Origin of the sequence: Pseudonocardia sp. CA-142604 (assembly GCF_050948475.1) — a bacterium.
In the GTDB taxonomy this organism is placed as follows: domain Bacteria; phylum Actinomycetota; class Actinomycetes; order Mycobacteriales; family Pseudonocardiaceae; genus Pseudonocardia; species Pseudonocardia alaniniphila.
On sequence record NZ_CP192045.1, the window covers coordinates 8587658 to 8607792 of the forward strand.

Here is a 20135-nt window from a genome sequence, read left to right on the forward strand (position 1 = left end):
GAGATGGCACCAGCCTGGGCCGGACGACTGAGCAACCGGTCAGCACGGGACGGAGGCGGGGTGCGGGTCCGGTTCGGTGTCCTCGGGCCGGTGACCGCGTGGAACGACGCGGGAGCGACGATCCCGCTGAAGGGCCCCCGTCACCGAGCCGTCCTCGCCCGGCTGATCGTGGCGCGCGGGCGCATCGTTCCCCTCGCGACGTTGATCGACGATCTCTGGAGCGATCCCCCCGCGGACGCCCCGGGTGTGATCCAGACGTTCGTCAGCGCGCTGCGCCGGGTGCTGGAACCCGATCGCCTTCCGCGCGCGCCCGCCCGGCTCCTCGTCACCGAGGGCTCCGGGTACGCAGTGCGTGCGACGCCGGATTCGGTCGACGCCCGACGCTTCGAGGACGCGGTCGCCGCCGCCCGTGTCCTTCCTCCGAGCCGTGCCGTGCAGGTGCTCGACGATGCGTTCACCTGGTGGCGTGGACCGGCCTACACCGATTTTCCGGACGATCTCTGGGCACGGGCCGAGCGGTCCCGGCTCGCCGAGCTGCGGTTGGGCGCCGTCGAGCTCCGCGCCCGCGCGCTGCTCGACGTCGGCAACGTCGATGCCGCCGTACCCGACCTGGACGCTCACACGGCCGAGCACCCGTGGCGCGAGGAGGGATGGCGCCTCCTGGCGATCGCCCTGTACCGGGCCGGGCGGCAGAAGGACGCGCTCGAGGTCGTCCGTCGCGCGCGCTCGCGGCTGGGCGAGGACCTCGGTATCGCCCCCGGCCCCCGGCTGCGCCAAACGGAGACCGACATCCTCCGGCAGGCCGCCCACCTCGACGCCCCGCCCGTCGTGGGCACTGCGGCCGGCCAGGTCTGGTCCGAGACCATCGCGGCCTACAGCCGGCCGGTCACCGTCGACTCCCGTGCTCGCCTCCGGTCCACCGTCGACCTCCTGCGCAGCCTCGCGGTGACCGGCGGCAGCGGGCTCGTGGCCGCACGCCACCAGCGGATGGCGAGCATCCTCGCCGCCGAGGAGCTGGGAGACCCCGATCTGACCGCTCGCGTCATCGGCGCCTACGACGTCCCGGCGATCTGGAGCCGCTCCGACGACCCGGAACAGGCGGCGGCGGTCGTGGCCGCGGCCGAACGCGCACTCGCCGCGCTTCCAGCTGACGCACCCGGACCGGAGCGGACGAGACTGCTGGCCACGATCGCCCTCGAATCGCGCGGCGTGACGGACCTCCGAGGTCGGCTCGCCGCCGAGCAGGCCGTGACGAGAGCCCGCCGCGCCGGCGACCCCGCGTTGCTCGCCTTCGCCCTGAACGGCCTGTTCATGCAGACCTTTCATCGCACGGGGCTCGCCACGCAGCGGGACGCGATCGGCGCCGAGCTGATCGAGCTCTCGACCATGCACGGACTGGAGACCTACGAGCTGCTGGGCCGGCTGATCCGCATGCAGGCACTCAGCGGTCTCGGTGATCTCGCAGGTGCCGACGTCCACGCGCTCGCGGCCGACCGTCTCGCGGAACGCTACGGATCACCACTGATCGCTGTCTTCACCACCTGGCACCGCGCGCTCCAGGTTGCCGCTGACGCCGACGACTTCGCGTCGGCGGCGGCCACCTACCGCAGCGCAGCGCGTGCCCTGGACGGAGCCGGGATGCCCGGCCTGGAACGGGGGCTGCTTCCCCTCGCCCTCCTCGCCGTCCGCGTCCGGCTCCGCCTGCCAGCGCCTGCCGACGACGACATCGACTGGGGTCCCTACACGCCCTGGGTCCGGCCGCTCACGTTGATCGCCCAGGGCCACCTCGACGACGCGACGACCGCACTGCGCACGCTGCCCGACCCACCGCGGGACCACCTGCAGGAAGCTCTGTGGTGCGTGATCGCCCGAGCCGCCCTCGCGCTGGACGATCGCGGCACGATGCATCGTGCGCTCGACGCGCTCGCCCCTGCCGCCGCGGAACTCGCCGGCGCGGGGAGCGGCCTGTTGACACTGGGGCCGGTGGCCGCCTTCCTCGACGAGCTCACGCAGGCAATGGGCCGAGCGAGCTAGCGGGGCAGGCCGGTCACCCGGAACTCGTCGAGCCGCAGCACCGTGGCCCGCTCATCGCCCGAGCCGATCGCGAGCTCGCCGGTGTCGTCCAGAACTCCGACCACGGCGGCGGCGAGGTCCCGCCGGGCGAACGCGGCAAGGCACTCGTCCTCGCGGCCACGCGGCACGCACAGCAGGAAGCCGAAGCTCGGGAAGCAGTTCAGCCAACGGGTCAGCGGCACACCGGCCGGGGCGGGCACGGCGTCGAGGTCGACCAGTACGCCCAGCCCATCGCATTCCAGCAGCATCGCGAGCGACCCGATCAGCCCGGCCATGCTGATGTCCTTCGCCGCCACGCACGTGCCTGCCTCGGCGAGGTCGGCGAGCAGCCGCACGTCCCCCGCGCAGCGTTCACCCCGGTTGCGGAATGCGGGGAAGAACGGGAAGTCGGCGCGCATCTCGCCGTCGAGCGCGGCCGCCACCACGAGCGACTGGCCCGGCTCGGCGCGCGTGACCGACAGCGGGACGGGCGCGTGCCCGACTCCGAATGCCGACACCGCGGGCGGTCCGTCGTGGAGTGTGAGATGGCCGCCGATGATCGGCACGCGGTAGAGCAGGGCGGCCTCCCGCATCCCGGCCAGCACCGCGCGTGCCACCGGTTCCGTCGCCGCCACCGTGTCGACGATGCCGAGCGGCTCGGCCCCCATCGCGGCGAGGTCGTTGACGTTGGTGAGCACCGCGGCGAACCCGGCACCGTGCGGGTCCGCGGCGACGAACGGGGGGAAGATCGCCTCGCCGCACGCCACAACGCGAGAGCCGCCGGCCTCGACCACCGCGCCGTCGTCGCCGGGGCCGCCCAGCCAGTCGGCCTCGCCCGTCACCTCCGCGCCGAGGGCCTCGGCAACGAGCCCGATCTCGGCCTTCGCCCGCAGCCCCGGGTGGCTGAGCACCGCGTCGACGATCTCGGCGAGGGATGCGGTCTCCGGTGCGCTCGTCACGACCGCACCGAGAACCAGACGGCACGGGCGGGGAGCGCCTCGGCGTTGTGCCAACGGTGCGGGCGGTCGGTGGGGTAGTGCAGCGCGTCGCCGGCGCGCAGCCGATACCGCTCGCCCGCCACCTCGACCTGCAACGTGCCGTCGAGCACGAACAGCACCTCCTCCCCCGGGCGCTGCGGCCTGGTGTCGCCGCTGCCGCCCCCGGGATCGACCTCGGCGATCACCCCACTCGCCGGCAGGCGAGCCGTCGGCAGGGCGATGGCTGTGGCGTCGACGCCGTCAGCCGCGGGCGCCCACTCGGGCGGAGCCGCCGGGCGCTCGTCGGCCCTGATCAGCGTGGCGACCGGGGCAGGCGGTGCACCGTCGTCGACGAAGTGCCCGATGGGCCGCCCGACTGCACCGGCGAGCTTGAGCAGCGTGGTGATCGTGGGCACCATGTCGCCGCGCTCGACCTTGTGGATGGCTGCGGCCGACACCTCGGACCGCGCCGCGAGCTGCTGCAGCGACAGGCCGAGCTGCTGACGGGCTTCACGGAGCTTGGGACCGATCGCACCGACGATCGGCTCCCACGAACCCCGCTCGGCTGCGTCCACGTACAGCATCGTAAACGGACACGGCCCATGGTGGACAAGATGGCGGGCGCCCGTCTCGCCGAGCGCTACACCATGCCCTGGCGGGTGGCCGTGTAGACGATCTCCGTGCGGCGGCGCACGTCGAGCTTGTCGCGCAGGTTCCGCACGTGGAACTTGACCGTGGCCTCGCTGATCACCAGCGTGCGCCCGATCTCACGGTTGGACATGCCCATCGCCAGCAGCCGGAGCACCTGGTTCTCGCGCTCGGTCAGCATCGCGCTGCCGAATGCGCGGGCGGGCGGGCGGTCGTCACGCGGGACGTCCGGGGAGACCGGTGCGCTGTGACCACCGGAGTCGAACACGCTCTCGCCGCGCAGCAACGTGTGCACGGCGCGGAGGATGTCGTTGGTGTCGGCGCCCTTGCGCACGTACCCGTGCACCCCGAGCCGTACGGCGCTCAGCATGATCTCGCGATCACGGCAGCCGGTCAGCACCAGGATCCGCACACCCCGGTGGCGTTCGAGCAGCATCCGGGCGAGCTCCACGCCCGCAGCGCCGCCCCGGCCGAGGTCGACGTCGAGGATCACGAGGTCGGGTGGGCAGCGGTCGGCGACCACGAGCGCGTCGCGCGGTGTGGCGGCCTCACCGATCACCGCGAGGTGCGGGTCGGAGGCGAACAGCTGGCGCAGGCCGAACCGCACGATCCCCTCGCCGTCCACGACGAGAATGCGCGCCGTCCGCCGTGGCGCGGGTGCGCGTCCCGCCGCGGGTTCGAGCACGGCGGGGCGGATGTCGAGTACGGCGTCCGTCGTCACGGGATACCTCTCTGCCCTCGTCGTCGATGGTCATGCGACGTTATGAGCGCACACGTTGCCTGGACGTTGCACGCGCAACGGGCCTGTGTTGCTCCATCCGGATCACTGCGTGATGATGAGCCTGTCCTGGGGCGATGATGCTCGGAGTGCTGATGACGACTCATGATGTGCATGACGCCGCCGAGCACGCCCGCCTGCTTCACAAGGTCTTCGATGCCGTGCTGGCGGGCGGGTCCGGTCCGGTTCCCGCGCGCTCGCTCGTGTCGGAGTCATGGCGACGTAGCCTGGCCGCGCAGGTCGACCCCGACCGCCGCACGCCTCCCGTGGTGGTCGGCGATGCCGACCTGCCCGATCTACGCGCGGCGCATCCGCTGGGCGAGGTCATGCCGCTGCTGCACAGCACCCTCGTGAGCATCGCCGACGAGGCCATGCACGTCATGCTCGTCACCGACGCCGAGGGCACCATCCTGTGGCGGGAGGGTGCGGCCAGGCTGTTGCACTCGGCCGACGAGGTGGGTCTCACACCCGGCACGCGCTGGACCGAGGACGCGATCGGCACCAACGCGATGGGCACCACGCTCGCCGTCGACGCGCCGGTGCAGATCCACTCGGCGGAGCACCTCGTCCGCGCCTATCACACCTGGACCTGCGCCGCGGCCCCCGTGCACGATCCTGACACCGGCGACATCCTCGGTGCGATCGACATCAGTGGCCCCCTGCACACCGTGCACCCGGCCATGGTCCAGCTCGTGTCGGCCACCGCCCAGCTCGCCGAGAACCAGCTGCGCGTGCGCCTGGCCATCGCCGACGAACGGCTGCGCGTGCGCAACATGCCTCACCTGACGAGCCTGCGCGGCGGTGCCGGCGCTCTGGTCACCTCGACCGGCCGGATCGTGGCGGGCGAACCGTACGGCATGTGGCCCGAGCGCGTCGCGCTCCCGCCGGGCGCCGACCGGATCCTGCTCGACGACGGCCGCGAGATGATGGTCGAGCCGCTCGCCGAGGGCTACCTCCTACGCGCTCCACGTCCGACGGCCGCTCGGGCGAGCCGCAGCGCACTCTCACTGCGCTTCCTGGGACACGGGTCGCCCCGCATGCTGCTGAACGGGAAACCGATCCCGCTCACGCTGCGGCCGGCCGAGCTGCTCACCGCGCTCACCCTGTATCCCGACGGGCTCACCGCCGAGCGGCTCGCACTGCTGCTCTACGGCGACGACGGCAACCCCACCACTGTCCGCGGGGAGATCCTTCGGCTGCGCACGCTCATCGGCTCCGACGTCCTGCGCACCCGGCCCTACCGGCTCGACGCCATCGTCGACGCCGACTTCGCAGCGGTACGACGCGCGCTGCGCGCAGGCCGGGCCACCGAGGCCCTCCGGTCGTGCCCCGGACCGCTGCTGCCGCGGTCGGACGCCCCGGAGATCCGGGATCTGCGCGACGAGCTCGAGGTGTCCATGCGCCGCGCGGTGCTCGACGCCGACGACGTCGAGCTGCTCGCGGAGTTCGCAGCACACCCGCTGGGCCGCAGCGACATCGAGGTGCACGACCGGCTCGTGGACCGTCTGGCGCCGGGTGACGCCCGCCTCCCGGGGATCGAGTCGCGCCGCGACCGGCTGCTGGCCGACTTCTGACCTGACCTCGACGGGATGAGCCGTGCCCCGAGATCCAGGTCATAGACCTACATCATAGATACAAGCTTGTATCTCACGCCTACTGTCGGGGCATGTCGCCGATCCCGAAGGACCCTCCTGCAGCCGTCCGGGCCTACCTCGCCACCAAGGAACTTGTGCTCTCCGGGGAGCTCCCGGCCGGGCACCTGCTCAGCGAGGGCGACATCGCGGAGCGACTCGGGATGAGCCGCACCCCCGTGCGGGAGGCCTTCCTGCGTCTCCAGGCCGAGGAGCTGCTGCAGCTGATCCCCAAGCGCGGTGCCGTCGTGGCACCGGTTCCGCCCGGCGAAGCCGACGACGTGCTCGACGCGCGGGAGGCGCTCGAGACCGCCGCCGTGCGCCGGCTGGTGCGTGGGGTCGGTACCGCCGCAAGCCTGACCGAGGCCGCCGCCGGGCTGCGCGCGATCCTGAAGCGGCAGCACGAGCTCGCCGACGCCGGCGACCTCGTCGCCTTCGCCGAGGCCGACGAGGCCTTCCACCGCGCCATCGTGACCGACGGGGGCAACGCGATCACCACCCGCTTCTACGCGACGCTCGCCGACCGCCAGCGCCGGATGAACATCCACGCCCTCGGCCCGAACCTCCAGCACGTCGCGATCGTGCTGCGCGAGCACGAAGCGCTCGCCGACGCCGTCGCCGACGGGGACGCGGAGTACTTCGCGGAGCTGCTGCGCTCCCACCTCGACGGCACTCACCGCCCCGAGCGCATGCGCCCGAGCGGCGCGTGGTGGGGGTCGTCGCGATGAAACGCTCGTGGATCGCGGTTGCCGCGGCGATGTTCTGCTGCGGGTGGGGTGGCAACCAGTTCACCCCACTCCTGGTGATGTACCGGGAGACGGCCGGGTACTCGGTGCTCACGGTCGACGAGTTCCTGGGCGCCTACGTCGTCGGCCTGGCGCCGGCGCTGCTGATCGTCGGCGGGCTCTCGAACAGGTTCGGCCGCCGGCCGCTGCTCATTGCGGGCGTCCTGTGCTCCGTGCTGGCGAGCGCGCTGCTGGCATTCGGCGTGACCGGCCCGCTGCTGATCTTCCTCGGCCGGTTCGTGTCCGGTGTGGCGGTCGCCATCGCGATGGCCGTCGGCACGACGTGGACCAAGGAGCTGTCCGAGGCTCCCTACGACCCGTCCGCCGATCCCGGCACGGGTGCACGCCGGGCGGCCCTCTCGCTGACGCTCGGCTTCGGCCTCGGCGCGGGAGTCGGCGGTGTGCTCGCCCAGTGGGGGCCATGGCCGATGGTCACGCCCTATGTGGTGCACCTCGCGCTGACGACCGCGGTGCTTCCGCTGCTGCTACGCAGCCCCGAGACCCGTCACCGCCACGCCGCCCCTGCGGACCCCGACGTCCGGCGGGCCGGGTTCAAGGTGCCTGCCGTGCGCCATCCCCGGTTCCTGCGCGTCGTCCTGCCGATGACGCCCTGGGTCTTCGGGGCCGCCGGGGTGGCCTACGCGACGATGCCGCAGGTCGTGGGCGGCCGGCTCGGCCATTGGGATCTGGCCTACTCCACGCTGCTCACCGTCTGCACGCTCGGCGCCGGGGCGGCGGTGCAGCCGATCGCGAGGCGCCTCGACCGGCTGACCGACGCGCGCGCCATCGTGGTCGCCATGGCGATCATGTGCTGCGGCCTCGGGGTCAGCGTGCTCGGTGCGCAGCTGCACTCGCCGTTGCTGGCGCTCCTCGCCGCGGTGGTCCTCGGCGTGGCTTACGGCATCGCCGTGGTCTCCGGGCTGCTGGAGATCCAGCGGCTCGTGCCGCCCTCGGAGCTCGCCGGGATCACCGGCGTCTACTACGCGGTGGCCTACATCGGGTTTCTGCTGCCCACCGTGCTCGCCGCGCTCTCCGGCGTGGCGGGTTACCCGGTGCTGCTGGGCTGCCTCGTCGTCATCGCCCTGGCCGGCACCACGCTGATCGCGGTGTCGACCCGCGCCCACCTGCCGATCGCCCTGAACGCCCCTGATCGATCCGAGGTGGCGACCTAGCGGTGCACACCCCACCCGGCCTCGTCGACGCCACCCGGCACCGGCGCGGCCGGGTCGTAGGGCGTGCGGGTGAAGACGAACGTCGCGAGGTTGAGCGACTCCGGGTCGAGCCGCAAGGTCTCGCCTGCGAAGTAGCCGTCGAGTCCTACCCACGTGCCGTCGGGGCGGGGGCGGAACCGGCTGCTGCGACCCGGCCTGCCGAGGCCACCCAGGTGCAGCAGACCACCCGGTATGGCCCGCAGCACGTAGGGCATCGGGCCCCAGAACCAGGGCCCGAGCATGTCCAGCGGCACCGGCGAGCTGTCCGGCTTCCACGGTTCGACGATCCGGGGCTCGGCGGCACGCAGGTCGGCGAGCAGCCCGATCGTCAGCCCGCTGTCCATGCCCGCGGTCGTGTTGGCCAGCGCGAGCGCCCCGGAGCACTCCTCGCGGTCCACCCAGAGGCCTGCGAGGAAGCCCGGCATCGAACCGCCGTGGCCGACCAGGACCGGGCCCGGCCGGGCGGGGTCGGTGCCGACCCGCTGGACCTGCACGCCGAGCCCGTAGGCAGACCAGGTCAGGGCCGACGAGTCGACTCCCGCCGGAACGGTCATCTCCTCGACGGTGTCCGGCGAGAGCACACCGCGCGTGTCACCGAGCAGGAACGAACCCAGCCGGGCGAGATCGGCGGCGGTGGACCACAGCTGGCCTGCGGGTGCCATCACCCCCGCGTCGTGCTCGGGTTCGATCTGCATCACGTCGGCCCACGGGTGCACGGCATAGCCCTGTGCGGCCCGCCCGCACGGCCGAGGTGTGGTGCGCCTCATGCCCAGCGGGATCAGCACCTCGTCGCGGGCCACCTCCTCCCACGCGCGTTCGCGCACCTCGGCGACGAGCGCACCGAGCAGGCCGAACCCGAGGTTCGAGTAGTGGAATCGGCGCGCCGCGGGCAGCACCACATCGGCGTCAGAGAGCCCGAGGCCCTTCAACGTGGTGCCCGGCGTGCGCTCCCACCACTTCCCGGGACTCTCCGAGCCCGCCCCGGCGAGATGCGAGAGGAGCTGACCCACGGTCCGGCCGCCCAGCGGCGTGCCGGGCAGGTGCTGGTCGAGCGGGTCGTCGAGGCTGAGCCGGCCCTCGTCACGCAGGCGTAGCACGGTGATGGCGGTGACGACCTTGCTGATCGAACCGAGCCGGAACTGGACGTCGTCGTGCGGCTCGCTGATCTCGCCGCGTCCGGTTGACCACACGAGATCTCGCCCGCGGACGACACCGGCGACCAGGGACGGAACGCGGCCGTCGCGTTGGGCGCGAGCGGTGCGGGCAAGCAGGGTCCGAGCTGTGCTGGGGAGCAGAGACAGCATGGGGGAACACGGTAGTGGCGGGCACCTACCGGCCTGCGAGGTTGCGGAGGCGACGCGCCGCATGGCCCGGTTGCGTGCGGCGATGGTCACACCGGGATCGGAGGGGTGCCTGCGGCGAGCTCGGTGTAGATGTCGGAGTGCCGCGCCGCCGCGGCGTCCCAGGTGAAGCGCGCTGCCACCGCCGCACCGGCCACGCGCAACCGCTCACGCAGACCGTCGTCGGTCAGCACGGCGTGCAGGGCTGCGGCCAGCGCGGCAGGATCGCCGGCGGCCGGAAGCAAGGCGTCCACGCCGTCGGTCAGGTACTCGCCGAACACCGGAACGTCGCTCGCGACGACCGGGAGGCCTTGGCTCATCGCCTCGATCGTGACCAGCCCGAACCCCTCCTTCAGCGACGGGTACGCGAGCACGTCGGCTGCGGCGTACCAGGCGCCGAGATCCGCATCGCTCACGGTGCCGAGCTCCACGACGTCCCGGCCGGCCTGCAGCCCGAGTGCGGGCAGCTCGGCGAGCGCGGCCTCGCGGTACGGGGCGAAGTCCTGGAACGAGTGGCCACCGACCACGGCAAATAACGGGCGCGGCGAGCGATCGGCGTCGGCTGCGGCGGCGAGCCGCGCGAGCGCCCGGAACGCGACGACGCTCCCCTTGCGTGGCTCGATGCCGCCCACGGCGAGCAGCAACGGACCGCGGGCGCCCACCCGCTCGCGCAACGCCGCCCGGTCGACCACCGGGACCGCGGGGAACCGGGCGGCGTCGACGCCGTTCGGCACCACGGTGGCTGCCACGCCGAACTCCGCCCGCAGGATCGTCCGCCATTGCTCACTGACCACCAGCACCCGATCCGGCTCGGTGATCGCCCGGCGCTGACAGTCGATCAACACGGGCGTGGTGAAGTCGTCGACATGGTGCGCGGTCCGCAGGACGCGGACGGCCGCGCCCGTCGCCTCGCGGGCTCGAAGCGCTGCGCGGGCGGCGATGCAGTCCTGGGCGTGCAGGACGTCGAACTCGTCGATGCGCCCGGCCAGCCCCGCCGCGAGCAGGTCGATGGCGGCGAGCACGCGTTCCTCCAGCGTGGTCCCCGCACGGGACGGCCCTTGAAGCACCGTGTGCGGCGCGACCGTCGACCGGTACAACCCGGCGCCCGGGTCACCGAGCGCCACGAGGTGCACAGGGTGACGACCCGCCCGGTGCAGCGCCTCCGCGAGCCCCAGCGTGTGGACGTGCCCACCGCGTGGGGTCGTCGAGTGGCTGACGAGCGCCACCCGTGGCGCTGCGCCACCTTCGCTTGACACGGCACGGGCCGTCGGTCTCCTATAGGACACGATCACCCACTCTAGTAAACGTCAGGGGGCCGCATGACCGCGGTGGACGACGGCACCACTCTCGGGGTAGCCGGGTTGATCATGGAACTGCAGAGCCTGGGGCTTCGGCTGGAGACCCGGCTGGAGACGTCCCGCCAGGGCGGGGCAGGCCCGTCGGACTCGGGCATGCTGTGGATCGAGGGCGTGCCCGTCACCGTGCCGCCCAGCGAGTCATCGCCCTACTCGCTGCGGGCCGAGGACGACGGCCAGGGCATCTACCGCGACGGGATCAAGCTCGCCTCCGTCTCGGGCACGGCCAGACCGCGGTTCTACGACCTCACCACCGCCGACGGCATCCCGTACCACCAGATCGCGCTGCTGCACCTGGACTCGCTCGCGTCCACCGTCGTGCAGGCGTGCAACTACTGGGGCAACTCCGACCAGTGCGGTTTCTGCGGAATCGGGCTCTCCCTCGCCGCGGGCCGCACGATCGCGAAGAAGACACCGGAGATGCTCGCCGAGGTGGCCGTCGCCGCCAAGGAACTGGACGGCGCGGTCGACGCCACCCTCACCACCGGCTCGTCGGTCGCACCGGACCGGGGAGCGCTCTACGTCGCCCGGTGCGGGCAGGCGGTGAAGGAGGCCGCCGGGCTGCCGGTGGAGGTGCAGTTCGAGCCGCCGCGCGATCTCACGACCATCGACCAGGTGCACGACATGGGCGTGGACGCGCTCGGCATCCACGTCGAGTCGTTCGACCCGGCGGTGCTCGCCCGCGTCGCCCCCGGCAAGTTCCGCACCGGCATCGAGACGTACTTCCGCACGTGGGAGCACGCGGTCGCGCTGTTCGGCGAGGGCCGGGTCTCCACCTACGTCATCCTCGGCATGGGCGAGGACCCCGATCTGACGGTGGAGATGTGCAAGCGCGCCGTCGATATCGGCGTCTACCCGTTCGTGGTGCCGCTGCGGCCCGTGTCCGGCTCGCTCATGCAGGACGTGCCCGCGCCGTCGCGCGAGTACACCGAGCCGATCTACCGCAAGGTCGCCGGTTTCCTCGCCGAGCGCGGGCTCGGTGCCGACACGGCCGTCGCCGGTTGCGCCCGGTGCCAGGCCTGCTCGTCGCTGAACCTCGTGCAGCACGCAGGCGCGCCCGCACCGTGCGGGCCCGGGAGCGGTACGCCGGGTGCGGCCCCGTTGCTGCAGATCGGCAGGCGCCCGGCGTGAGCGAACGTGCGAGCGCATCGGCGGACCGCCTGGGCGAGCGGCGCTCCTTGCGCGGCGAGGACCGACCATGAGCGCGCCGGCGCTACCGCGCGTGCCGCGGATACGCCCGCGCCCGCCGGTGAACGTGCTGGTCGGCATCGACCCCGTGCACTGCCGCCCGTCCCACGACGCCGCCGGTCTCGATGCGCACCACCGCATCCGGCACGCCGTGTTCGTGGCGGAGCAGGGCCTGTTCACCGGCTCCGACGTCGACGCCCACGACGCACGCACCGACGTGATCCACGTGCTCGCGCTGCACGCGGGACGTCCGGCGGGCGCGGTCCGGCTCTATCCGACGGGGCCGGATGAGTGGCTGGGCGACCGGCTCGCGGTGCTGCCGGAGTTCCGGGCGGCGAACATCGGCGCCCCGCTGGTGCGGTGCGCTGTGGCCGCGGCGGGCGCTCGCGGCGCGCGGCTGATGCGAGCGCACGTGCAGGTGGCCAACGAACGGTTCTTCCACCGCCTGGGCTGGCGCACCGACGGGCCGGTGGAGACCTACGTCGGCCACCCGCACGTGCCCATGTGCATCGAGCCTGCCGCCCTCTGTCCCTGGCTGGCTGGAGCTACTCCACGGTGACGCTCTTGGCGAGGTTGCGGGGCTTGTCGACGTCGCGTCCCAGCGCCACTGCGGCGTGATAGGCGAGGATCTGGAGCGGGATCGAGAGCAGGATCGGATCGAGCTCGGGCTCGCTCCTCGGGATCACCAGGGTGCGGTCGGCGAGGTCGGGCAGCTCCCGGTGCGCGATCGCGATCACCGGTCCCTTGCGCGCCTTGATCTCCGACAGCGTCGAGGTGTTCTTGTCGAGCAGGTCGTCGTCGGGGACGATCGCGACCGTCGGCATCTCCGGGCTCACCAGCGCGAGTGGGCCGTGCTTGAGCTCGGCCGAGGGGTAGGCCTCGGCGTGCACGTAGGAGATCTCCTTGAGCTTCTGCGCGCCCTCGCGAGCCACCGGCCAGCCCCGCCTGCGGCCGACGAACAGCATGCTGTTGCTCGTGGCGATCTCCCGGGCCACCTCGGCGATCGCGTCCTCCTGCTCGAGGATCTGAGCGACCTGGCCGGGCAGCGCGAGCAGCCCGGCGATGATCCGGCGTCCCTGCTCGGGCGAGAGGTCCCGGATCCGCCCGAGGTGCAGCGCGAGCAGCGCGAACGCGGCCACCGTGGAGGTGAACGACTTCGTCGCGGCCACCGACATCTCCGGGCCGGCGTGCAGGTAGATGCCGCCGTCCACCTGGCGGGCGATCGTCGAGCCGACGACGTTGACGATCCCGATCACGCGGCCGCCCTTGCGCTGCAGCTCCTGCACCGCGGCGAGCGTGTCGATCGTCTCGCCTGACTGGCTGACGGCGACGTAGAGCGTGTCGGGCTCCACCACCGGGTTGCGGTAGCGGAACTCCGACGCCGCCTCCGCCGTGGCCGGCACGCGGGCCAGGTCCTCGATCAGCTGCGCGCCGAGCTCACCCGCGTAGCAGGCCGTGCCGCAGCCGAGGATCTTCACGCGGCGGATCTCCCGGGCCTCGCGCACGGTGAGGTTGAGGCCACCGAGGTGAGCGGTGGCGAACCGCTCGTCGATACGGCCCTTCAGCGCCCGCTCGATCGTCCTCGGCTGCTCCTGGATCTCCTTGATCAGGTAGTGCGCGTGGTCGCCGATCTCGGCCCCGACCACGTCCCAGTCGATCGTGGACGGGCTCTTCGCCGTGGACCGGTCGTCGAGGGTGTAGGTGCGGTAGCCACCCGCCGTGATCGTGGCGAGCTCACCGTCGTCGAGGTAGACGACCTGGCGGGTGTACCCGATCAGCGCGGCGACGTCGGACGCCACGAACATCTCCTTCTCGCCGACGCCCAGCAGCACCGGGCTGCCGTTGCGGGCGACGACGATCCGGTCCGGGTGCTCAGCGTCCAGCACCGCGAGCCCGTAGGCCCCGACCACCTGGCGCAGCGCCTGCCGCACGGCCTGCTCCAGGTCGCCCGCCCCCGCCGCGAACGCCGCCGCCACCAGGTGCGCCACGACCTCGGTGTCGGTCTGTGAGGCGAACTCGACGCCGTCGGCGGTGAGCTTGGCACGCAGCTCGTCAGCGTTCTCGATGATCCCGTTGTGGACCACGGCGATCCGGCCGGCGGTGTCGAGCTGCGGGTGGGCGTTGGCCTCGCTCGGCTCGCCGTGCGTGGCCCAGCGCGTATGCCCGATGCCGGGCGCCCCTTTGAACCGGGCCGGTAGGTCGGCCGCGAGGTCGGCGACCCGGCCGCTCACCTTGCGTACTTTCAGCCCGCCCTTGGCACTCAGTGCGAGCCCGGCGCTGTCGTAGCCGCGGTACTCCAGCCGCCCCAGCCCCTCCAGCAGGATCGGAGCAGCGTCCTGGGGCCCCACGTAACCGACGATGCCGCACATACAGTTCCTCCCGGTCGACTAGCCGTAGACCATCCGCCGCAGTTGGCGGGCCGACTGCGGCGGCGGCGCGACCCGCCGTGACGCCAGCTCGGCTCCGAGCACTGCGAAGATCTGGTCGTTCGTGAGCCCGCGGTTCTTCAGCTCCGCGTGCCGCCGCCGGACGAAATCCGGCAGCTGCTCGGCGAAGTAACCGACCACCTCAGCCACCACCCGCGCCGCCTCGCTCGCATTGAGCGGGGTGCTACGAACCAGGTGGGCGATCAGGTCGTCGTATGGTCCGGCGGGCACGAGAGGAGATAGTGCCCTGCGGAGGCGTGGAAACCCAACTTTCCTGCCCGACATCGGGCAGGATTCGACCGTTTCGAGGGACCCAGGGCCCCGATACGGCTCGCCGACGGGGGCCGTTCGGCTCGTGAGGTCAGGGCACGTAGGGCGAACCGACGATGTCGGCGATGATCTTCGTGGCCAGCATCGTGGCGCCATCCTGGCCCTCCGGGCCGATCGTCTGCAGGCCCAGCGGAAGGTGCTCGGCCTCGGTGGCCCCCATCGGGCAGGCGATGCTGGGCACGGCCAGGTAGCTCCACAACCTGCCGCACAGACCGTTGCCCGTGCTCGCCAGGCCGGGCGTGGCAGGGCCCAGTGCCGCCGGGGTGAGCAGCAGATCGCAGTCGGCCCACAGCCCGGCGAGGGCCGCCCGGTCGGCTTCTCGACCTTCCACGGCCTGGACGAAAGTCTTCCGGCTGACGCGACGGCCTTCCTCCAGCAGGTCGAGCAGGACGGCGGTGACCTGCGACTCCTCACCTCGGATGCGCGGTGCGAGCAGCGCCGCGATCTCGTGCGACATGATCTGCCAGTGACGCTCGATGCCCGCGTCCACCGAGAAGGGCATGGGATCGACGTCGACCACCGACAGTCCCGCCTGTCGCAGTTTCTCGCCGGCCCGGGCCAGCAGCCCCTGCATTTCCGGGTGCCATTCGTTCGAGGTCGGACCGGCATGCAGCCCGATGCGCAGGCTCGTGGGGGCGGGCGCCTGAGGCAGTTCGCCGAGGAAGATCTCGTGCAGCAACAGGAAGTCGTCAACCGAGCGCGCCAGGAAGCCCAACGTGTCCAGCGTGGTGGAAGTGGCGAGCATGCCCTCCAGCGGCAGACGACCGAAGCTCGCCTTCCAGCCGTACACGCCGCAGAAGGCAGCAGGGCGAACGAGCGAGCTCACGGTCTGGCTTCCGGTAGCGAGCGGCACATGATGATCGGCCAGCGCCGCCGCCGAGCCGGACGAGGAACCGCCCGGCGTGCGGCCAGGTGCCCGCGGGTTGCGCGTGGGGCCGGGCGACATGGTGGCGAATTCCGTGGTGACCGTTTTCCCCAGAATCACCGCGCCCGCGGCACGCAGCGTCGCCACATGTGCGGCATCCTGGCAGGGCTTGTTGTTCCGGTAGATCGGTGAACCGAAACGGGTGAAGAAGGGCACGGCGTCGGCGTTGTCCTTGATGCCGACCGGAACGCCGTGCAGCGCGCCCTGCGGCGTGGTGGCATCACGCACCGCGGCCTCGGCCAGCGCAGACTCCGCATCCACTTCGACCCAGGCCGCGAGTTCGGGGTCGCGCTCCTGAATCCGCTCCAGACAGGCCGTGACCAGCTGCACTGATGTCAGGCTCCGGGCACGGATGCGCCGGGCGGCTTCCGTAGCAGTCAGGGCCACAGGATCGCCGTGCTCCACCATCGCGCCAGGTTCCTTCCAACGTGCCCCGGCCGCCGTTGGTCGGACGCCCCCACTGAATTCGACTGCCCCGAGGGTAGCCATCAGCCATGGCCGGATCAGCCCATGCACTCGGAAATCACGGACGAGCGCGTTCGAGCATTTTCCGCTGGGCACTTTTGTGAAATCGAAGTTTCCCATCGGCCGGCCGCCACCCACCGATTCTGTTTCCGGACGGGCCGCGGTTGCCGCTCGGGGTCTATGCCGCGGGCTCCAGCTCTCCCGCCTGCCACAGCCGGGCGTAGTAGCCGCCCGTGGCAAGCAGTTCGGCATGTGTTCCCGTCTCGACGATGCGACCGCCGTCGAGCACCACGATCCGGTCGGCCCGTGCGGCCGTGGCCAGCCGGTGTGCGACCACGAACGCGGTGCGCCGGGACGTCACGCGGTCGCTCGCGGCGAGCACGGCGGCCTCGGTGGCAGGGTCGAGTGCGGCAGTGGCCTCGTCGAACAGCAGCAGGTCGGGGTTGGCCAGCTCCGCACGGGCGAGCGCCACCAGTTGTCGCTGCCCGGCCGACAACCCCTGCCCGCGCTCCCCGACCACCTGCCGGAACCCGGCGGGCAGGCTGCGCACCAGGTCCAGCGCTCCGACCGCGCGGGCCGCGGCCTCGATCTCGGCAGGGGTGGCGTCCGGGCGGGCGTAGGCGATGTTGGCGGCGACGTCACCGGTGAACAGGTGCGGCTCCTGCGGGACGATGCCGAGCCTGCGCCGATACTCGCCCAGCGGGTAGCTCCGCACGTCCACCCCGTCGACGAGCACCGCGCCCGTGCCGGCTTCGTAGAACCGCGCGAGCAGCTTGACCACTGTGGACTTGCCCGCACCGGTGGCTCCGACCAGCGCGATCGTCTCGCCGGGCGCCACCCGCAGGGACACGTGTTCGAGTGCGGGCCGGTCGGCCCCGGCGTAGGAGAACCCGAGGTCGCGCAGCTCCACCTCACCGCGCAGGCGCGGGGGCACCGGCACCGGTCGACCCACGGGCTCCGGCGGCACCGAAGAGGGCGTGCGCAGCAGGCCCGAGATGCGGGTGAGCCCGATGCGGGCCTGCTGGTAGCCGTCGAAGACCTGCGAGAGCTGCTGCACGGGAGCGAAGAACAGCCCCAGGTAGAGCAGGAACGCCGTGAGAACGCCCGGGGTGAGCTCACCGGACGCGACGCGGACCGCCCCGACGCCGAGCACCACCGCCTGCGCGACGTCGGAAAGGAACGCCACGAAGGGAAAGAAGATGGCGATGTAGCGCTGCGCGCGCAGCCGTGAGTGGCGGTACGCCAGGCTGCGCTCGCCGAAGGTGATGGCGCTGTGTTCCTCACGGACGTAGGCCTGCGCGACACGCACACCCGAGACGTTCTCCTGAAAGTCGGCGTTGACGATGCTGACCTTCTCGCGGGCATCGGCGTAGGCCACCGACGACAGCCTGCGAAACACCACGGTGGCGATCACCAGCACGGGCAGCGCGGCGAGCGCCACGAGCGCCAGCTCCGCATCGGTGACGAGGAGCGCCACGGCCACCCCGACGATCGTGAGCAGGCTGACCACCGCCTGCGCCAGCCCGGTCTGCAGGAACGTCGAGAGCGCGTCGACGTCGGTGGTCATCCTGGTCATGATCCGGCCGGACAGCTCGCGCTCGTAGTAGTCGAGCCCGAGCCGCTGCAGGTGGGCGTAGCTGCGCACCCGCAGTAGGTAGAGCAGGCTCTCGCCGGCCCGCGAGGCCACCACGGTCTGCGCGGCCACCACGAACCACCCGATCGCCACCAGCCCGATTCCCACCAGCGTGGCCGTGAGCAGCACGCGCGGCGAGTGTGCGGAGATCCCGCCGTCGACGGCGAGGCGCGCGACGCTCGGGAACATGAGCGCGTTGAGGGCGTCGAGCGCCACGAGCACGATCGCGACGACGAGCAGCGAGCGCACCGGGCGCAGCAGCCGGGCCAGCCGGAAGCCAGGGTCGGGCGCGGCGGGGTCGAGGTCGCCGAGGCGGGGCTGTTCGGTGGCGGGCGGCAGCGCCTGTACCGCGGCCAGCAGCTCCGGTGTGGCGGGCACGGCGCCCGCCATCGCGGCCGACCCGCCGCCTCCCATGCCACCGCCCCGGCCTGCACCGCCGCGCCCCGCGCCACCTCCTGCACGCATACCGCCCCCCGGGACACCGGCCGCCGCGGCAGCCGCGCGGAGAGCCGCTCCTGACGCAGCGGCGGTCGAAGCGGTGGCGTCGGGTTCGGGCCAGAGCTCCGGCGTGGCACCCACGTGCCGTGGCAGGCAGGGCGCAGGGGGCGCGCTCGCCGCGGCCGCGGTGGCGGCGGTGGCGGCCGTCTCGTCCAGCGATTGCCCACCCACGGCGAGGAGCTCCCGGAACAGCGCGCACCGCTGCAGCAGCTCGGCCTCCGTGCCCACGTCGACCACGTGGCCGCCGTCGAGCACGGCGATCCGGTCGGCCAGGGCGAGCGTGGAACGGCGGTGGGCCACCAGCAACGTGGTGCGCTCGGCGGTGAGGGTGCGCAGTGTCTCGTGGATGGCCGCCTCGGTGGCGGTGTCGACGGCGGAGGTGGCGTCGTCGAGCACGAGTACGCGCGGTTCGGTGAGCATGGCTCTGGCGAGCGCGATGCGCTGGCGCTGCCCACCCGACAACGTCAGCCCACGCTCGCCGACGAGGGTGTCGTAGCCGTCGGGCAACGCCTCCACGAACGACTCGACCTGCGCCGCCCGGGCCGCCGCCTGCACCTCCTCGTCGCTCGCCTCGGGACGGCCGTACGCGATGTTGGCCCTGATGGTGTCGGAGAACAGGAACGCCTCTTCGAACACCACGCCGAGCTCACGCCGCAGGTCGCCCCGCCGCAGCTGGGGCAGCGGCACCCCGCCCAACCGCAGCTCGCCCTCCTGGGGGTCGTAGAAGCGTGGTAGCAACAGCGCCACTGTGGACTTTCCCGATCCCGCGGGGCCCACCAGTGCCAAGGTCTCGCCCGGCTCGACGCGCAGCGAGACGCCGTTCAGCACGGGCTCGCGCCTGCCGTAGCCGAATCGGACGCGATCGAGCTCGACGGCCAGCGGTCCGTCGGGCAGCGACCGGGGGTCCGGCGGGTCGACGACGTCGGGGCGGGAGTCGACCAGCTCGTACACGCGCTCGACCCCGGCGCGCGCGAGCTGCGCGCTCACCACGAGCGCCGCGAGGGTGCGCGCGGGCGCGACGAGCTGCGCGACGTAGGTGGTGAAGGCGAGGAAGGTGCCGAGGCTGATCGATCCGTTCAAGGCGAGCCAGCCACCGAAGCCGATCACCCCGACCTGGCCGAGCGTGGGCAGCGCGAGCAGCGTGGGGTTGAGCCGGGCGGTGAGCCGCGCGGCCCGCATGCGTTCGCCGAAGAGCCGGACCGCGGCACGCTCCAGCGCGCGGACCTCGCGGCCCTCCTGCCCGAAGCCCTTGACGACACGGACGCCGGTGACCGTCTCCTCGACGTGCTGCGCGATGTCGGCGGCACGTTGCTGCGCCGACCAGGTGGCCGGGAACAGCTTCGTGCGGCTGCGCAGCGCGATCCACGAGGCGGCGGGCAGCATCACGAGCGCCACCACCGTGAGCAGCGGCGAGAGCCACAACATCGCGCCGATCGACACCACCACCAGCACGACGCTGCCGATCGAGAGCGGCACGATCGACAGCAGCGACTGCACGAGCTGCAGGTCGGTGATGGCCCGGGAGACGACCTGGCCGGTGCGCAAGGCGTCCTGGCGCTCCCCGTCGAGGCGCTGCACGGCGTCGAAGACCTGCCGGCGCAGGTCGTGCTGCACGTCGAGGGCGAGCCTGCCTCCGAGATAGCGGCGCAGGAACGCCGCGCCGAAGCGGAAGGCGGCCAGCACCAGGTACGCCGCCACCACCGCACCGAGCACGGCGGTGGACCCGACCACCGCGTCGTCGACGGCCACACGGGTGAGCAGTGGCCCGATGGCGTCCAGGCTGACGCCGAACACCGATGCGACCAATGCGCCGATCGCGATGCCGCGGTGGCGGAAGGAGGCTCGGACAAGCCGGCGGATCCAGCCGGGGGAAGCAGTGTCGAGCACGAACAC

The 20135-nt window shown here is 72.4% G+C and carries 15 protein-coding genes; 6 read left to right on the forward strand and 9 right to left on the reverse strand.

Annotation, left to right across the window (positions count from 1 at the left end; translation table 11 throughout):
- The first annotated feature begins 60 nt into the window (after positions 1–60).
- Complete coding sequence (locus ACQPZQ_RS38900) at positions 61–2034, forward strand: AfsR/SARP family transcriptional regulator (RefSeq protein ID WP_433289443.1); 1974 nt, start codon at positions 61–63, stop codon at positions 2032–2034.
- Here ACQPZQ_RS38900 and ACQPZQ_RS38905 read toward each other — a convergent pair.
- The 3 genes from ACQPZQ_RS38905 to ACQPZQ_RS38915 all read right to left on the reverse strand — a co-directional run bounded on the left by ACQPZQ_RS38905 (position 2031) and on the right by ACQPZQ_RS38915 (position 4398).
- On the reverse strand, positions 2031–3011 hold the full coding sequence (locus ACQPZQ_RS38905; protein ID WP_433289446.1) for an AIR synthase related protein: 981 nt from the start codon (positions 3009–3011) through the stop codon (positions 2031–2033). The two genes, ACQPZQ_RS38900 and ACQPZQ_RS38905, sit on opposite strands and share 4 nt — an antisense overlap.
- Positions 3008–3604: a cupin domain-containing protein gene (locus ACQPZQ_RS38910; protein ID WP_433289448.1), complete on the reverse strand. Its 597-nt coding sequence runs from the start codon at positions 3602–3604 to the stop codon at positions 3008–3010. Before ACQPZQ_RS38910 ends, ACQPZQ_RS38905 begins: the two co-directional genes overlap by 4 nt.
- A 65-nt stretch (positions 3605–3669) precedes the next feature.
- Positions 3670–4398: a LuxR C-terminal-related transcriptional regulator gene (locus tag ACQPZQ_RS38915; protein ID WP_433289450.1), complete on the reverse strand. Its 729-nt coding sequence runs from the start codon at positions 4396–4398 to the stop codon at positions 3670–3672.
- A gap of 152 nt (positions 4399–4550) precedes the next feature.
- Between ACQPZQ_RS38915 and ACQPZQ_RS38920 the strand changes: the two genes are divergently transcribed.
- From ACQPZQ_RS38920 to ACQPZQ_RS38930, 3 genes are all read left to right on the forward strand, one after another.
- Positions 4551–6029, forward strand: coding sequence for a GAF domain-containing protein (locus tag ACQPZQ_RS38920; protein WP_433289452.1), 1479 nt, complete (start codon positions 4551–4553; stop codon positions 6027–6029).
- 92 nt (positions 6030–6121) lie between these two features.
- Positions 6122–6814 carry a GntR family transcriptional regulator gene (locus ACQPZQ_RS38925; RefSeq protein ID WP_433289454.1) on the forward strand — a complete coding sequence of 231 codons (693 nt, stop codon included), beginning with the start codon at positions 6122–6124 and terminating at the stop codon, positions 6812–6814.
- Positions 6811–8043 carry an MFS transporter gene (locus tag ACQPZQ_RS38930; RefSeq protein WP_433289456.1) on the forward strand — a complete coding sequence of 411 codons (1233 nt, stop codon included), beginning with the start codon at positions 6811–6813 and terminating at the stop codon, positions 8041–8043. Before ACQPZQ_RS38925 ends, ACQPZQ_RS38930 begins: the two co-directional genes overlap by 4 nt.
- On the opposite strand, the gene ACQPZQ_RS38935 is transcribed toward ACQPZQ_RS38930, so the two are convergent.
- Positions 8040–9386, reverse strand: a complete 1347-nt coding sequence (locus ACQPZQ_RS38935; protein WP_433289458.1) for a serine hydrolase domain-containing protein — start codon at positions 9384–9386, stop codon at positions 8040–8042. The two genes, ACQPZQ_RS38930 and ACQPZQ_RS38935, sit on opposite strands and share 4 nt — an antisense overlap.
- A gap of 86 nt (positions 9387–9472) precedes the next feature.
- Complete coding sequence (locus ACQPZQ_RS38940; protein ID WP_433289460.1) at positions 9473–10648, reverse strand: MSMEG_0565 family glycosyltransferase; 1176 nt, start codon at positions 10646–10648, stop codon at positions 9473–9475.
- A gap of 93 nt (positions 10649–10741) precedes the next feature.
- On the opposite strand from ACQPZQ_RS38940, the gene ACQPZQ_RS38945 reads away from it, so the two are divergent.
- The gene (locus ACQPZQ_RS38945; protein WP_433289462.1) at positions 10742–11908 is read left to right on the forward strand and encodes an MSMEG_0568 family radical SAM protein; all 1167 of its coding nucleotides are present in this window, start codon (positions 10742–10744) and stop codon (positions 11906–11908) included.
- Positions 11909–11975: 67 nt separating this feature from the next.
- Entirely contained in the window at positions 11976–12524 is a 549-nt protein-coding gene (locus ACQPZQ_RS38950) for an MSMEG_0567/Sll0786 family nitrogen starvation N-acetyltransferase (protein WP_433289463.1), read from the forward strand.
- Here the strand turns inward: ACQPZQ_RS38950 and glmS are convergent.
- The 4 genes from glmS to ACQPZQ_RS38970 form a co-directional block, all read right to left on the reverse strand.
- Positions 12511–14334 carry a glutamine--fructose-6-phosphate transaminase (isomerizing) gene (gene glmS, locus ACQPZQ_RS38955; protein ID WP_433289465.1) on the reverse strand — a complete coding sequence of 608 codons (1824 nt, stop codon included), beginning with the start codon at positions 14332–14334 and terminating at the stop codon, positions 12511–12513. The genes ACQPZQ_RS38950 and glmS overlap by 14 nt on opposite strands.
- 18 nt (positions 14335–14352) lie before the next feature.
- A complete protein-coding gene (locus ACQPZQ_RS38960; RefSeq protein ID WP_241035777.1) occupies positions 14353–14622 on the reverse strand; it encodes a hypothetical protein in 270 nt (89 codons plus the stop codon).
- 130 nt (positions 14623–14752) lie between these two features.
- Positions 14753–16054, reverse strand: coding sequence for an amidase (locus ACQPZQ_RS38965; RefSeq protein ID WP_433289467.1), 1302 nt, complete (start codon positions 16052–16054; stop codon positions 14753–14755).
- 235 nt (positions 16055–16289) lie between these two features.
- A complete protein-coding gene (locus ACQPZQ_RS38970) occupies positions 16290–20129 on the reverse strand; it encodes an ABC transporter ATP-binding protein (RefSeq protein ID WP_433289470.1) in 3840 nt (1279 codons plus the stop codon).
- Positions 20130–20135: the final 6 nt, after the last annotated feature.

Coding starts and splice junctions, on each gene's coding strand:
- ACQPZQ_RS38950 (WP_433289463.1), top strand. CDS start 11,976: ATGAGCGCGCCGGCGCTACCGCGCGTGCCGCGGATACGCCCGCGCCCG.
- ACQPZQ_RS38945 (WP_433289462.1), top strand. CDS start 10,742: ATGACCGCGGTGGACGACGGCACCACTCTCGGGGTAGCCGGGTTGATC.
- ACQPZQ_RS38930 (WP_433289456.1), top strand. CDS start 6,811: ATGAAACGCTCGTGGATCGCGGTTGCCGCGGCGATGTTCTGCTGCGGG.
- ACQPZQ_RS38925 (WP_433289454.1), top strand. CDS start 6,122: ATGTCGCCGATCCCGAAGGACCCTCCTGCAGCCGTCCGGGCCTACCTC.
- ACQPZQ_RS38920 (WP_433289452.1), top strand. CDS start 4,551: ATGACGACTCATGATGTGCATGACGCCGCCGAGCACGCCCGCCTGCTT.
- ACQPZQ_RS38965 (WP_433289467.1), bottom strand. CDS start 16,054: ATGGTGGAGCACGGCGATCCTGTGGCCCTGACTGCTACGGAAGCCGCC.
- ACQPZQ_RS38935 (WP_433289458.1), bottom strand. CDS start 9,386: ATGCTGTCTCTGCTCCCCAGCACAGCTCGGACCCTGCTTGCCCGCACC.
- glmS (WP_433289465.1), bottom strand. CDS start 14,334: ATGTGCGGCATCGTCGGTTACGTGGGGCCCCAGGACGCTGCTCCGATC.